This is a genomic window from Actinoallomurus vinaceus, assembly GCF_039542055.1.
Lineage (GTDB): Bacteria > Actinomycetota > Actinomycetes > Streptosporangiales > Streptosporangiaceae > Actinoallomurus > Actinoallomurus vinaceus.
This window is the reverse complement of sequence record NZ_BAABHK010000015.1, coordinates 101148-115691: the sequence shown is the minus strand read 5'-3', so window position 1 is coordinate 115691 and position 14544 is coordinate 101148. Positions and strand designations below refer to the sequence as shown.

11 protein-coding genes are annotated in these 14544 nt (G+C 71.9%); 4 read left to right on the top strand and 7 right to left on the bottom strand.

The features are described 5' to 3' along the window. Window positions 1–180 precede the first annotated feature (180 nt). Window positions 181–1050: a glycosyltransferase gene (locus ABEA24_RS39710; RefSeq protein WP_345438285.1), complete on the top strand. Its 870-nt coding sequence runs from the start codon at window positions 181–183 to the stop codon at window positions 1048–1050. Here the strand turns inward: ABEA24_RS39710 and ABEA24_RS39705 are convergent. After that, complete coding sequence (locus tag ABEA24_RS39705) at window positions 1022–2620, bottom strand: LCP family protein (protein WP_345438283.1); 1599 nt, start codon at window positions 2618–2620, stop codon at window positions 1022–1024. The two genes, ABEA24_RS39710 and ABEA24_RS39705, sit on opposite strands and share 29 nt — an antisense overlap. 254 nt (window positions 2621–2874) lie before the next feature. Here ABEA24_RS39705 and fdhA point away from each other — a divergent pair, with 254 nt between their 5' ends. Then, complete coding sequence (gene fdhA, locus ABEA24_RS39700; RefSeq protein WP_345438281.1) at window positions 2875–4092, top strand: formaldehyde dehydrogenase, glutathione-independent; 1218 nt, start codon at window positions 2875–2877, stop codon at window positions 4090–4092. Here fdhA and ABEA24_RS39695 read toward each other — a convergent pair whose 3' ends face one another. From ABEA24_RS39695 to ABEA24_RS39670, 6 genes are all read right to left on the bottom strand, one after another. Next, window positions 4093–5022, bottom strand: coding sequence for a hypothetical protein (locus ABEA24_RS39695; protein WP_345438278.1), 930 nt, complete (start codon window positions 5020–5022; stop codon window positions 4093–4095). A gap of 138 nt (window positions 5023–5160) precedes the next feature. Beyond that, on the bottom strand, window positions 5161–6099 hold the full coding sequence (locus ABEA24_RS39690) for an aldo/keto reductase (RefSeq protein WP_345438276.1): 939 nt from the start codon (window positions 6097–6099) through the stop codon (window positions 5161–5163). A gap of 89 nt (window positions 6100–6188) precedes the next feature. Then, window positions 6189–7487 (bottom strand): lanthionine synthetase C family protein, encoded by a 1299-nt coding sequence (locus ABEA24_RS39685; protein WP_345438275.1) that lies wholly within the window; start codon window positions 7485–7487, stop codon window positions 6189–6191. Between the two features lie 19 nt (window positions 7488–7506). Next, window positions 7507–10452: a lantibiotic dehydratase gene (locus ABEA24_RS39680; RefSeq protein ID WP_345438274.1), complete on the bottom strand. Its 2946-nt coding sequence runs from the start codon at window positions 10450–10452 to the stop codon at window positions 7507–7509. A gap of 202 nt (window positions 10453–10654) precedes the next feature. After that, entirely contained in the window at window positions 10655–10843 is a 189-nt protein-coding gene (locus ABEA24_RS39675) for a hypothetical protein (protein WP_345438273.1), read from the bottom strand. Window positions 10844–10978: 135 nt separating this feature from the next. Beyond that, entirely contained in the window at window positions 10979–11728 is a 750-nt protein-coding gene (locus ABEA24_RS39670; RefSeq protein WP_345438272.1) for a dienelactone hydrolase family protein, read from the bottom strand. Between the two features lie 221 nt (window positions 11729–11949). Between ABEA24_RS39670 and ABEA24_RS39665 the strand changes: the two genes are divergently transcribed. After that, complete coding sequence (locus tag ABEA24_RS39665; protein ID WP_345438271.1) at window positions 11950–12798, top strand: helix-turn-helix transcriptional regulator; 849 nt, start codon at window positions 11950–11952, stop codon at window positions 12796–12798. A gap of 24 nt (window positions 12799–12822) precedes the next feature. Further along, entirely contained in the window at window positions 12823–14421 is a 1599-nt protein-coding gene (locus ABEA24_RS39660) for an adenylate/guanylate cyclase domain-containing protein (protein ID WP_345438270.1), read from the top strand. The last annotated feature ends 123 nt before the right edge of the window (window positions 14422–14544 follow it).

The following is a 14544-nucleotide window of genomic DNA, read 5'->3' as shown; positions in this document are numbered from 1 at the left end:
CGTCCTGTTGGCCACCCCCATGGCTTCGCCCCACCACCCCCTGGTACGGATGGGATGGCGATGAGGCCAGCGGGGCGGAATGCATCTTATGCTACTTTTGCGGCTTTCATCCGTGCGTCTTACTCCCACCGACTCGGCGATAACGTGAGGTGTCAGCTGAAAGACGCCCAAATCTCCGCCGTGGTTGTCACGTACGACCGGCGGGATCTGCTGACCGAGGCGCTGACCGCCCTCGAAGGGCAGACCAGGCCGCCGGACGCGATCGTGGTCGTCGACAACGCCTCCACCGACGGCACCTCCGGGCTCGTCCGCGAACGCTTCCCCGACGCCCGTCTGCTGGAGCTCTCCCGCAACACCGGCGGGGCGGGCGGGTTCGCCGCGGGCATCGCCTGCGCCCTGGAGCTCGGCGCGGACGCGCTCTGGCTGCTGGACGACGACACGGTGCCCGAGCCCGGCGCGCTGGCCGCCCTCTTGGCGGCGCGCGAGCGGGGACGGGACGACGCCGGGCGGCCGCCCGCGCTCGTCGCGAGCCGCGTCGTCTGGACCGACGGCCGCGACCACCCGATGAACACCCCCCGGTCCAGGCCGTCGGCCGTCGCCGGGTGCGCCCGGATCCGGTCCGCGTCGTTCGTGTCGGTGCTGGTCGACGCCGAGGCCGTACGGGAGCGGGGGCTGCCCATCGCCGACTACTTCCTGTGGAACGACGACTTCGAGTTCACGCTGCGGCTACTGCGCGGGCGCACCGGCCTGCTGTGCCGGGACAGCGTCGCCGTGCACAAGACGGCCTCCCCAGACTTCGACCCGGGCCGGCGGTTCTTCTACGAGGTGCGCAACAAGGTGTGGCTGTTCACCCGCAGCCGCTGCCTCGGCCCCGGCGAACGCCTGCTCTACGCCGGCGCGACGGCGCGCCGCTGGGCCCGTACGCTCGCGGGCCCGGCCGACCGGGCGGACCTGGCCCGCGAGCTGGGCCGGGGACTGTGGGCGGGCGTCCGCTCCGGTCCCCGACCCAACGAGGCCGTGCTCACTTGCAGGGATTCTGGGCCGCGTTGATCTCGCCGTCGACCTTGGGGATGTCCGGGTTCTTCACCTGGACGCCCTCCGGGCCGACCACCAGGGAGACGGTGCCCGGCGCGACGGTCTTGTCGGCGGCGATGACGACGCCCGGCACGGCGACCGCGAGAGCGTCGGCGAAGCGCTCCGCCCCGGTCCCGTACAGGATCCTGGTCTGCGGCTGTGCCGGGCCCTTCGCCGCCGTCACCTGGAAGCCCTGGGCCTTCAGGTCCTTCACGGCCTTCTTCGGCGCGTTGACCGCGCTGACCTTGACCTCCTGCGGCTTCGGCGCCGCCGGCTTGGACGGCTCCGGCTTGGGTGCGGGCAGGTCGTCGTCCTTGCGGATCGCCTCGAACAGCGGACCGGCCTGCGCCATGTCCCACTGCACGCGGTTGGGGTCCTTGGGGTAGGTCTGCGTCGGCACGGTGACGAACCGGACGGTGCCCGCGCTCATCCCCTTGAGGCTCGTGGCGAGCTTCTTCATCGCGGACACGCTGAACTCGTCGTCGGTGGCGATCGACTTGGTGACGGCGTTCAGGAACCGGTACGCCCGGGTGGGGTCGGTCAGCATGTCCTGGCTCGTGGCCTTCTTGACCACCGAGGCCATGAACTTCTGCTGCCGCTGGATCCGCTCGAGGTCGGAGCCGTCGCCGAGACCGTAGCGCGTGCGGACGTACCCCAGCGCGTCATTGCCCTTGACGACCTGGCGACCGGCCTTCAGGGAGAGGTTCGCCCGTGGGTCGTTGACCGCCTGCGGCACGCAGATCTCCACTCCCCCGAGCGCGTCGACGACCCGCTTGAACCCGGTGAAGTCGATCTTCACGTAGTGGTCGATGTGGATGTCGGTGTCCGACTCGATCATCTTCCACGTACAGGTCGCCCCGGCGTAGGCGAAGGCGGCGTTGAGCATGCCGAAGAACGCGGGGACCGTCCCGCCGCGCTTCTTCTTGCAGTCGGGGACGTGGACCATCGAGTCGCGGGGGAAGCTGATCGCCACCGCGCGGTCCCGGTTCGGCGACAGGTGCAGCAGGATCGTCGTGTCCGAGCGCTCCCCGCTGATGTCCGGCGACCAGTACTCCTTGTTCTCCCCGTCCCGGGAGTCCGAGCCGAGCAGCAGGATGTTCATCGACTTGTTCAGCTTCGGCGGGCGGTTGGTGCCCAGTTGCTGCTGGTCGACGTGCTCCTTGTGAATGTTGCCCTGCAGCTTCTCGTACAGCCCGAAGGCCGTGCCGCCGGCCAGGACGAGCGCCACCGCGACGCCGGCCGCGACCCAGCGCACGACACGCCGACGACGGCCGCGCTCGGGCGGCGGCGCGGGCACGCCCTCACCGCCGGGCTCTCCGGGCGCACCGGTGTCCCCCGGCCCGCCGGCCCCGTCGGATTCGCCGGCTTCCTCGGGAGCGTTCGCCCCGCCCGAGCCGGTGCCCTCCCCGACCTTCTCGTCGCCCGGTTCTTCCCTCTCGCCCCGTCGCGTCTCCGCGGCCGGCGCGTCGTCCGCCGGGCCACCGGAGTCCGGCGCCTTCGGCGACGCGTTCTCCGGCGTCACGTCGTCAGCGTCGTTGTCGGCCATTCCACCTCATCGATCGGTCGCACGGGCGCGCCGCGCGGGTCTCTGCCCCCTTAGACGCACGCCGAAGTGCATCGGATGACAATCACGGCATTTAACCCGCAAAGTCAAGAATCAACCCACCCCTATCGATCTACCTGGGCGTTTACCGCGAATCGCCACAGGCGTAGACTTTGGTCACAAGGCGCCGCAGGGGGGCGGTGTCTTGCCGCCGCCCCGACGCCAAGCGTGGGACATCCGCTTGGGGGGGATCAGTCGTGGCGGACACCAATCGAGGCGTCGTCTACGTCGAACCCGGCAGGGTATCGGTCGAGGACATGCCCTATCCGACGCTCGTCCTGGAAGAACAGAACAACCGCAGGCTCCAGCACGGAGCCATCCTCAAGGTGCTGGCCACCAACATCTGCGGCTCCGACCAGCACATGGTGCGCGGACGCACCACCGCTCCCGCCGGGCTCACCCTCGGCCACGAGATCACCGGCGAAGTGATCGAGACCGGGGAGGACGTCGAGTTCATCAAGGTGGGCGACATCGTCAGCGTCCCGTTCAACATCGCCTGCGGCCGCTGCCGCAACTGCAAGGAGGGTCACACCGGCGTCTGCGAGAACGTCAATCCCGCCCGGGCCGGCGCGGCGTACGGCTACGTCGACATGGGCGGCTGGCACGGCGGCCAGGCCAGGTACGTCGTCGTCCCGTACGCCGACTGGAACCTGCTGAAGATCCCGGCGGACCGGGACACCGTGATGGCCAAACTGCTCGACCTGGCCATGCTGTCGGACATCTTCCCCACCGGATACCACGGCGCGTACACCGCCGGCGTCACCACCGGATCGACGGTGTACGTCGCGGGCGCCGGGCCCGTGGGGCTGGCCTGCGCCACGGCGTGCTTCCTGCTGGGCGCCGCCGTCGTGATCGTCGGTGACATGAACAAGGACCGGCTCGCGCAGGCGAGCAGCTTCGGCTGCGAGATCGTCGACCTGTCGGCCCACGGCAACCTCGCCGAGGAGATCGAGCACGTCCTCGGCATGCCCGAGGTCGACGCCGCGGTCGACTGCGTGGGATTCGAGGCGCGGGGCCACGGACCGGAGGGCTCCACCACCGAGCAGCCCGCCACGGTCCTGAACTCCCTGATGGACGCCACCCGTGCCGCCGGTCGGGTCGGCATCCCAGGCCTGTACGTCACCGGCGACCCGGGGGCCGCCGACGAGAAGGCCAAGGAGGGCACGCTCGGCATCCGCATCGGCCTCGGCTGGGCCAAGTCGCACGTCTTCACGACCGGGCAGTGCCCGGTCATGCGCTACAACCGGCAGCTGATGATGGCGATCCTGCACGACCGCGTCCAGATCGCGCGCAACGTCAACGCCCTCGTCATCCCGCTGGACCAGGCGCCGCACGGCTACGAGGAGTTCGACAGGGGAGCCGCCCACAAGTACGTCCTCGACCCGCACGGCGAACTGGCGGGCGCGCGGTTCTAGCTAGGCACGCTCGCGCGCGGGTGAGGTCAGCGCGGCGCCGGAGCGCTCCTCCACGGCCTCGTGCCGGGGGAACAGCACCAGCGCCGCGCCGGCCAGGACGAACGCGCCGATCCGCAGCGCGAGGAGCAGCCGGTCGGACGGCCACGGCTCCTTGTACAGCACCGTGCCCAGGATCACCAGCTGGGTCTTGGCGGTCACGGTGAGCACGGACACGACGATCGACATGCGGCAGCGCTGCAGGCCGATCTGCAGCTGGGCCAGGCCGAGCGCCGCCATCCCGACGGCGACGTACGGGTACGGCGAGCCGTAGGCCGCGGCCGCGAGCCCGTGCGCGTTGTAGATGGCGGCCACGCCCTTGAGCGCGAGCTCGGAGACGCCGAGGCTGACGCCGCACCCGATGCCGTACGCGATGCCGGCCAGGGGCCGGGCGTGCCGGCCGAACGTGCGGATATCACCGCCGACCAGTACCGCCACGCCCACCAGGATGCCCGGGATCACCACGGCGAACAGGGTCACAGGTCCCGCGACCGCGCTGGTCATCACCTCGCGGCGGCCGTTGGACGTGCCGACCATCACGGTCGCCAGCCCGAACAGGCCGACGCACGCCCACTCCCGGCCGGTGAGCCGCTCGCCGAAGAAGACGCCGGCGTAGAACAGGATGAAGACGAGGCTGGCGGCGAAGATCGGCTGGGCGAGGCTCAGCGGGAGCATCGTCAGCGCCTTGACCTGGGTGGTCACCCCGGCCAGGACGATCACCAGGCCGGACAGCCACAGCCAGTTGGTGTAGGTGTACCGGATCAGGCTGAACGGCCGGGTGCCGCGGAGTTCGGGCATGCGGTTCGCGGCGACCCGGAAGACGATGAAGCCCAGGTAGTAGATGAGGGTCGCCATCAGCGCCAGGATGGCGCCTCTGATGTCGGATCCGCCCATGCACCGAGCCTTTCGTCCCGTTTTCCCGCCACAAGATCATCGCTCCAAGTGCCACGACTGTCGCGGATAGCGATCATGGCGTCAAGTCATGTTGGCGGATATACGGGGATTTCGCACAGTGTTTCGATGATTACCGGATTAGTTCCACGGCAGGGCGGCGCGGCGTTCCCAGTACTCCCCCGGCGGCGTCGCCAGAGCGCCCAGCTCGGCGAGCTCGTCCTCGCTCAGCACGACGGCCGGGGCCGCGAGATTGGACGTCAGCTGGCCGGCGCTCGCCGCGCCGCTCAGCACCGTGTCCGCCCAGGGCCGCGCGAGCACGGCCGCCAGCGCCACCGCGTCCGGTCCGACGCCGTGCCGCTCCGCCGCCTTCCGCACCGCCGGAGGCGGGTCCACCGCCAGCCGGCCGTTGGCCAGCCCCTCCTTGACCATGACGTGGGCACCCCGCGCATGGGCCTCGGCGAGCGCGCCGCCCGCCGAGGTCTCCAGGACGTTCCACGTCGACTGCACCACCGTGAACAACGGCCGCCCGTCCACCTCCACGTCGAGCGCGCGCCGTACCGTCTCGGCCTGGGACGGCCCGGACGTGGAGAAGCCGACGCGCACGCCCTCGGCGGCCAGGCCGGCGAGAGCCCGCAGCAGCCCGGCGTCGGCGAACAGCGGACCGTCCGCCATCAGCGAGTGGACCTGGTAGACCGCCAGGCGGTCGCCGAGCAGGCTCCGGGTCTGCGCCAGCTGATCCCGGAACCTCGGCAGGGAGTGCTCCTTGACCTCGTGCACGTCCGCGTCCATGCGCCAGTCGCCGACGTACGCGTAGCCCCACTTGCTGGAGACGGTGACGTCGCGGTGCCCGCGCTCGTCCAGCCAGCCGGCCAGGAACTCCTCGGCGAGGCCGTACGACCGGGCGGCGTCGGCCCAGCGGACCCCCGCCGCGTACGCCGCGTCGAGCACCCGCCATGTGGCGTCCCGCATCGCCGCCACGGTCCGCTCCGCGGGCAGCGCGCCGTCACGCCCCAGGTTGATGTACGCCGGCCGTCCCAGGGCGGCCAGGCCCAGCCCCATCCTCGCGATGACAGTCATCTCCCCACCGTGCCATGGGACCGGTCACCGCCGCGGAAGCCTCCCGTGGCCCGGCTTGCCGCATGGCGCACGGCACCGGACGCCCGTGCTCAGGCGACCAGCAGCGCCTCGTCCCAGCCGACGGCGGACCGGTCCTCGGCGTAGGCGTCCAGCGCGAGCGCGACACCTCCGGAGCCTTCGAGGAAACCCGGGCTGTCGGCGCCCGCGGTGAACCGAAGGCCGAACGGGAGGTCCTCGTCGAATCGCGCCACGATGACGTCCACGATCTCGTCCCGCGCGCGGGTGAGCCTCTCGTCGTCGATGTGCCGGTTCAGCAACCCCAGGAGGTGAAGAAGACCGCTCCAGCCATGGCACAGCGCGGTGTCATCGATGTTCCACCGGTCGCGAGGGGACGCCAGGAAGGCCAGCACGGAGGCACGGGCGAGGTCGTGCCAGTCGTCCCGGCCCAGGGCCAGCGCGGCCAGCTGGACGGCCCTGGACACCCCGGGCACGCCGTAGCACCACGACGGGCGCGGTCGCGTTCCCGGATCGGCTCGCCCCTCGGCCCACTCGTGCAGGGAGACGAACCCCGGCCAGTAGACGCCGTACTCGTCCTCGGACCGCCGGTCACGGAGCAGGCCGACGATGCGCTCGATCGCCTCCTGGTGCCCCTCGACGACACGGCCCGCCTCCCATGCCAGCGACAGCAGGGCGAGCGGCCCGGCGACGCCGTGCGAGAGCCCGAGGTTCAGGTGACCGCCGGGCAGCCTGGCCTCCAGGTCGGACCGCGGCGCGGCGAGCGTCCACCAGCGCGGCACCTTGTGTCCCTGATGGGGGACCTCGCCGCACGCCATGGAGACGAGGTACGACAGCACGAGTTCCAGTTCGCCGGCGCACTCGTCACCGCGGGCGAGCAGGTAGCGGCCGGCGCCGCTCACTCCACGGACCACCTCGAACTCCGCGTTCGTCCTGGCCGGGCCGTCCGTGGCGGACGGCAGGGTGACGCGGACGAGACGCCTGACGTAGGCGTCCAGTCCCCGCAGCGCCGAAACGTAACCGCCGGTCTGCCGGTGGGCGGCGAGAGTCGCGAACGCCACCGCCCCGGCGCCTCCGTAGATGCCGTAGCAGGACTCTCCGGCGTTCTCCACCGCCGCCATGGCCCGTGCCAGGTGGCGATGGGCGATGGCGGCCTGCCGCTTGTCGCGCAGTACGGTCCCGCTGAGGGCCAGCGCGACGCCGGGGTATCCGTTCGACAGGGCCAGGTCCTCCCAGAGCGGCCACGCGCGCCCGTCATCGGACTGATCCGCCGGAATCCGGCACGCGGCGACGGTGGCGTCGGGGTCGGCGAAACGGTCCAGCAGCCGGTCGGCGACGGCGCGTGCCCTCTCCCGCCGGGTTCCGTCGCTCATGTGTTCCGTCCCCTCGTGGTCAGCGGCGGGCCGCGGCGTGTCTCGCCCGGCCCAGATGGGCGCGGGCGACGCCGCGGAGGATCGCCGCGGCGGCCTTCTCCACGGACCGGTCGATGCCGATCAGCCGGTTGTGCTGCATGTGCAGCAGCGCGAGCACCGTCTCGGCGTGAGCGGCGGTACGAGGCCCTTCGGCGGAGGCGTCGTCGCCGGCCAGCAGCAGCTCTCCGTAGGCGCGCGGTTCGGGGGCCTCGGACCAGAGGCGGGCGAGGCCGGGGGCGGAGAAGCGTTCGGCGAAGCGCTCGGCCGTCCGTCCCGGGACGATCAGGTCGGTGGCCAGGGCCCGGTGCCGCTGGAAGATCGCATGCTCGGGAGCCTTCCGGAACGTCCGGTCGATCCAGGAGCACCAGTCCCACGAGCCGAGGGACTCCAGCAGGATCGCGTGGGCGACCGCGCCCAGCACCTCGTCCGGAAGCTCCAGCCTGCCCTGAGCGCGCATGCTCAGCTGGGCGATCGCCGACTGGCTGTCCAGGCAGAAGAGCCGCTCGGCAGGGACCAGGGCGTCGGGGCCGCCATAGCGTTCCGTCTCCGGCTCGTAGGGGGCCATGACCATCGTGCGGATCGCCCCGGCCTCCTGCCAGGCCCGGCAGTGGCGCGCGAGTTCGGGCAGGACATGGGCGCGGAGCGCTTCGGGCTCGCCGTGCAGCCGAAGGCGGATGTGCCATTCGGGATCCCGGTACCGGATGAAGAACCACCGGTCGACGTGGGCGTCGACGTCTCGGAGCAGAGCCGGGAGATGCTCACGAAGGAGCGGGTCATGCGTCCGCGGTACCGCGTACAACTTGGCGTGGATCCACTCCTCACCGGGCAGGTGAACGCGCGGGCGGTGCGGCCGGATCCCGGTGAGCGGGACTGCGGGCGGGCGCGGGGTCTCCCGGCGCGTCAGCGGCACGACCACCTCGGTGCTGTGGCCGGCGGCCCAGCCGAGTCCCCGGCCGTCCGCGGCGAGGTCCTCGAGGAGCACGAGCCGGCCCTTCGTCATCTCGTGCCGGAGCAGCCCGCGATGCCACTCGTCGCGAAGGTCGATGCCGTACGCCCGGTCCTGCTGGACGATCTGGACCCGGTCGGGGACGCGGTAGCGCGTTCGCCACTCCTCGAGAGCGGCCGCCCACGCCTCGTGGTCCGCCGCCGTTTCGCGCATCCGCCGATCGGGCCGCCAGCGTCGCGGCGAGGCCACGACCTTCCCGAACGACACGCGGGGCAGGAACGGCAGCGCCTCCAGGCCCGCCCAGTCCCATCCGGACACGGTCTTCGGCCGCGCGACGGTGATGTCCACGAGAAGCCGCGCCAGATTGGGCGCCTCCCGGTCGATCGCCAGCATGTACGGAGCGACCGGGACGACGCGTTGACCGGTCCGGCCCCGGAACAGCTGGAAGCCGGACTCGTCCATGGCCACCACGAGGTCCCGCCAGTCGATGTGCCGGGGATCCGACCGATCCGCGAACACACCGATCGGCATCTCGTACGGCAGCAGCTTCGGCGCCCGCACCACGTTCAGCGCCCGTACGGTGCGGGGCGGGAAGGTGAGCTGGGCGAACACCGTCGATTCGTCGGCGCCGGCCGTCAGGAGCCGGGAGAGGTCCGGCGCGAGGCCGACGAGGTCGGCGAACCTCCCGGCGGTCGCTCCGGCCACCCATGACCCCGCGTAGGGAGTGCTGACGAGACGGAACGCTCCCCGGTCCAGGTCTGCGGCGCTGTCGGCGAGCAGTTGGAAGCAGAACTCCAGCGAACGCGGCGGATCGTTGGGCGGGGCGTGCGTGAGCCGGTCGATGTCGGCGGCCGTCAACTCGATCTCGCGGCGCTCACCGAGCATGGCCTCCTGCACCAGCTCGGCGATCACGAGGCGCCGGGTACGGTCCTCCTCGGTCTCCGGGGCAGGGCCGTTCGCGGGTCGCTCCGCGGCGTCGGGCGGGTTGCGGTACCCGTCGGGGTATCCGAGTCCGCGGTGCGGATCGATCAGATCGGCGAGCGGCACGACCCCGGTCATGCCGTAGCGCTCGATGAACCGATCCCGGTAGTCGCGCATGTGCGTGTGCGTCGTCCACACCGGGGAGACGGCCCACATCGCGGACGCGTATCTCTGCGCCTCTTCGGCCACCGCCTCGGGCAGCACGACCGTCGCGTCGACGCGCAGGTCGACCTGTATCGGAGGACGCGGCAGGTCCCCGTCCGGGTCGATACGGCGCAGGAGCCGGTGCAGCGCGTCCTCGCCCACGCCCGGCTCGGCCGTCGCGTAGTCGTCCAGGGCGGAGCGGATGCCGCGGAGTCGCGCCCGGAGGTCCGGAACGTCGCTCACCGCCGCCTCGATCCGGTCCAGCAGGTCGGCGTCGACCCGCTGGGGCGTGATCGAGGTCAGCAGGTACCCGTGCCGGACGAGTTGCACGAGGAAGCCGTCGAGCCGGGCCTCGGGCGCGTCGGGAGAGCGCGCCGCCGCGGCGTCCAGCAGTCCGGTGTACGGCAGCGGGCGGGATGCGATCTCGCGGACCCAGGCCAGCAGCGCCGTGTGGCGGACCGAGATCTCGCCGTCGGGCCGGGGCAGCACGAGCCGGCCGTCCCGGACGTGGCACAGGTCGTTGGCGACCACGTCGACCCGTCGCCGCACCTCGGGCCGGTCGAGCCACGAGAGCACGGAATCCGTCAGCCACTCGGAGTCCAGACTGACGCACTTGTCGCCCGGCCCCCGGACCTCGACCCGCGCGGACGCGCCCAGCCGTCCCGGCGCGACCCCGGCGAACAACCCGAACGGCGTCGGCCGGCCGCCGAGCCGCAGGTGGTAACGCGTCGCCGAGATCGCCGCTCTGAGCGACCTCTTTTCGCCGACCTCCGCACCGGAGTCGATTTTGGTCAGGGAATTCGAAAGGCTGCCACTCGCGATCAGGATCGCTTCGCGGAGAAGAGGGTCGGCCATGACCTGACGGATTCGCGATCGCGAATCCCGGTGTCCGCTCTGCTCGGTCCGGCTCCGTGGAACAGGGCCCATTCGCACCAGTATCGGGTCAGCGATCTGGAAAACGTCGTCCCGCATTACTCCCCTGGTTCACGGTTCACGACACCCCGGCCGAGAAGCGGGAGGGCACCGCCCGGCAGTGCCCTCCCGCCCGAAGAGCGCCTTACGCGCAGCAGACGACGCACATGGACTGGACGCCGGAGGTCAGGTTCGGCGAGGTGTGTCCACCCGGGGTCCCGAAGCCGTCGTGCTCTCGAATCGCGTCCTCATTGAGGGAAATACGGACGTCGAGGTCCAGGTCTTCCAGTTCAGTGGGGGTGTCGAGCTCGTTCAGCAGGGCAGCGGTGGACATCTGGCCTCCCAATGGTTCTAGGCGCGCTGATAGCGCCCATGGACCGAAATCCCTTTTGGGGATCTTCGTCGGGAGCGTACCTCCAAGATCATCACATTGGAAGACGCGATCATCGACGAACTTGATCATGCCTGCTCAGGAAATCCCCGCCCCACCGTGCCGCCGGGTGAAGTCGAGAATGCGGTGCCAGGCGTCCGCGCACTCCTGCCGCCACTCGGCGTAGGACGCGTCGAAGAACGAGTGCGGGGCGCCGTCGTAGACGTGCGTCTCGTACTCCTTCCCGGCCGCGTCGAAGCCCGCCGTCAGTGCGTCGAACTCCTCCTGCGGGGTCGCGACGTCGTTCCCGGCGAGCAGCATCAGCAGCGGCGCCGACAGACGCGGCGTGACGTCGCCGAAGAAACGCGGTGGGCCGTAGAAGCCGACGGCCCCGGCCAGCCCGAGGCCGGCCGCGGCCAGCCGCCACGAGTAGGCCCCGCCGAGGCAGAAGCCGACGCTGAACACCGGACCGCTCCCCCGCTCGCGGATCGCCGCGACGGCCGCGGCCGCGTCGGCCTCCACGTGGGCGGGCTCGAGCAGTGCCAGGTACGCCATCCCGTCGAAGGAGCCGTCGCGGGGACCGGTGCCGGCGCTGCGCCCGTAGGGGTCGGCGGCCAGCGTGTGAAAGCCCGCCTCGGCGAAGCGATGAGCCAGTGCCTCGTAGAAGGGGTGCAGGCCTCGGACGTCGGGCAGCAGGAGCACGTTCCGGCCGTTCGGGACGGCCGGGGCCGCGCGGTAGGCGCGGAACCGGTTGCCGTCCGCCGCGGTGAGCTCCAGCCGTTCGTGCTCGGCCACCCCTCCGGTGACGACCGGAGCGGCGGGCGGAAGGGCGTCGACGCTGTGGCACATGGGGTGATCTCCGTTCTGGTGAACCCTGGGGATGTGCCGCAGCCTTCCGTGTGGCGACCGGGTCACCCAGATCCCGGCTGTTACGGGTACCCGCAGGGCCACCCTCGCCGTACGGGCGGGCCGGAAGGCGCCGAACGGGCCGAGCGGGCGCGAAGCCGATCGGGAGGACGCCGACGAACGGGCGGGCGGTCGGCGGGCGGGGCGCGGGCATACTGGCGGGCATGGAGGATCACCGGGAGCTGGGACGGTTCCTGCGGACGCGCCGGGCCCGCGTGACCCCGGAGAGCGCCGGGCTGCGCGGTGGGTCCCGGCGCCGGGTCCCCGGACTGCGCCGGGAGGAGCTGGCGCAGCTGGCCGGGATCAGCGTGGAGTACTACCAGCGCCTCGAGCAGGGCCGCGCCACCCGCCCGTCCGAGGAGGTGCTGAACGCCCTGGCCGAGGTCCTGGGCCTGGATGCGGTGGAGCGCGAGCACCTGCGCGTCCTGGCCCGGCCGGTCCGGCGACGGACCGAGCAGGCGGAACCGGCCGGACCCGCTCGTCCGGAGCTTCGGCGCCTGCTGCGGCTCATGAGCGTGCCCGCGCTGGTCATCAACGACCGGTTCGACGTGCTGGCGCTCAACCCGGCCGCCGAGCGGATCTTCCTACCGGCCGCCGGCGGTTCGGCGAGCGGGGTGAACCTGGCCCGTTTCCTGTTCCTGTCCCCGGAGAGCCGGGACTTCTACGTCGAGTGGGACCAGGTGGCGGCGGAGACGGTGGGGCAGCTCCGCGTCGCCGCGGGCCGCCACCCCGGCGACGCGGAGCTGTCGGCGCTCATCCGGGAGCTGCACGGCGGCAGTGACGCCTTCCGCCGGTCGTGGGCCGGCGGCGACGTGGGTGTGCGCACGCACGGCGTCAAGAGCTTCCGGCATCCTTCGCTCGGCACGCTCACCTTCGGCTACGAGAACTTCGACCTGGCCGGCGACTCCCGGCAACGGCTGGTCGCCCTCGCCCCGGTCGGGTCGAGCGAGGCCGTGTTCGGAGCCGCCGCTGTCGCCCGGAACGGGGGCATCCGTCACACTGGTGCTCCATGACGGCGTGGTGAGGGGGGTGGGCGGGTGGCCGCGAATACCCTGGTGAAGGGGCTCCGCGGCTGGCTGGACGGGCCGCCCGACGCCTCCCGCGCCGTGCTCGTACGCCGTTCGCGGTGGCTGCTCATCGTCGCGGTCGGCGGCGCGAATCTCGCCGGCGCGCTGTTCGTGCTGATGTTCTCGACGTTCGTGATGCCGGATCCGCCGGGGATCGCCGACCCCGCCCACGTCCGGCTCGTCAACCTGATCGTCTTCTGCGCCTATCTGGGGCTCGGCGCGCCGATCGGCGTGGTGTGGGGAATGTGGCTGTTCCGTCCGGTGCACACCCTCGCCGGTCACCAGCACGACCCGAGCGAGAAGGAGCGCCGCGCCGTGCTGCGCGGGCCGCTGCGGCTCATGACGATGCAGGGCACGCTGTGGGGTCTGGGCGCCGTGGGCTGGGCCGTCATCGACGTGTCGTACTCCGAGCTGCTCGCCCTGAAGGTCAGCATGATCACGGCGCTCGGCGGGATCACCACCTGCGCGATCGTCTACCTGCTCGCCGAGCGCCTGCTGCGGCCCATCGCGGCGGTCGTGATGGCCTCCGGCCCTGCGGCGTACGACGCCTGGTTCGGCATCACGCCGCGGACCATGCTCGCGTGGGCGCTCGGCAGCGCGGTGCCGCTCCTCGGTCTCATCGCGGCGGCGGTGGCGGCCCTGGTCGTCGACGGCATGTCCCTCACCCAGCTGGCCGTTACCATCCTGGCGCTGGGCGGCGTCGCCCTGTACGTGGGGTTCCAGGTGACCTACATCGCCGCCCGGGCGATCGCCGACCCTGTCCGGTCCGTACGGGAGGGGCTGGCACGGATCGAACACGGCGACCTCCAGGCGTCGGTCCCGGTCTACGACGCGAGCGAGCTCGGCCGGCTGCAGGCCGGGTTCAACACCATGGCGACGGGGCTACGGGAGAACGAGCGCCTGCGCGACCTGTTCGGCCGGCACGTCGGGGAGGACGTCGCCCGCCACGCCCTGGAGCACGGGGTCGTCCTGGGCGGCGAGACCTGTGAGGCCGCCGTCATCTTCGTCGACCTGAAGGGCTCGACGACCCTCGCCGCGACCCGGCCGCCCGGCGAGGTCGTCGCCCTGCTCAACGCGTACTTCGGGATCGTCGTCGACGTCGTCTCCCGCCACGGCGGCCTGATCAACAAGTTCCAGGGCGACGCGGCCCTGGCCGTCTTCGGCGCGCCCGAGCCGCTCGACGACCCGGCGGGCCAGGCCCTCGCCGCCGCGCGTGAGCTGACCCGGCGGCTGCAGGAGGAGTTGTCCCAGCTGATCGCCGGGATCGGCGTGTCGGCCGGTCAGGTCGTCGCCGGGCACATCGGCGCGGAGCAGCGCCTCGAGTACACCGTGATCGGCGACCCGGTCAACGAGGCTGCGCGCCTCAGCGACCTCGCCAAGACGTCCCCCGACCGGCTGCTCGCGTCGGCCACGGTCGTGTCCGGCGCCGACGGCGCGGAGGCGGCGCACTGGCGGCTCGGCAGCGCCGTGACGCTGCGCGGCCGTACGGCACGGACGCGCCTGGCCGCGCCCTTTCGCCGACCGCCGCCGACCGGCATCGACCGAGTGATCAACCGCCTCCGCCGATGACGGCGCCCGGTGCGATCCGGCAACGATCGAGCGGTCGACCGCCTCCGCGCTACGACGGCAGCGGGGCGGTCCGAACCGGAGCGATCAGTCGCCTCCGCCGACGACGGCCCCCCGGCGCGATCC

Coding starts and splice junctions, on each gene's coding strand:
- ABEA24_RS39685 (WP_345438275.1), bottom strand. CDS start 7,487: ATGAGCGACGGAACCCGGCGGGAGAGGGCACGCGCCGTCGCCGACCGG.
- ABEA24_RS39695 (WP_345438278.1), bottom strand. CDS start 5,022: ATGGGCGGATCCGACATCAGAGGCGCCATCCTGGCGCTGATGGCGACC.
- ABEA24_RS39670 (WP_345438272.1), bottom strand. CDS start 11,728: ATGTGCCACAGCGTCGACGCCCTTCCGCCCGCCGCTCCGGTCGTCACC.
- ABEA24_RS39665 (WP_345438271.1), top strand. CDS start 11,950: ATGGAGGATCACCGGGAGCTGGGACGGTTCCTGCGGACGCGCCGGGCC.
- ABEA24_RS39690 (WP_345438276.1), bottom strand. CDS start 6,099: ATGACTGTCATCGCGAGGATGGGGCTGGGCCTGGCCGCCCTGGGACGG.
- ABEA24_RS39675 (WP_345438273.1), bottom strand. CDS start 10,843: ATGTCCACCGCTGCCCTGCTGAACGAGCTCGACACCCCCACTGAACTG.
- ABEA24_RS39680 (WP_345438274.1), bottom strand. CDS start 10,452: ATGGCCGACCCTCTTCTCCGCGAAGCGATCCTGATCGCGAGTGGCAGC.
- ABEA24_RS39705 (WP_345438283.1), bottom strand. CDS start 2,620: ATGGCCGACAACGACGCTGACGACGTGACGCCGGAGAACGCGTCGCCG.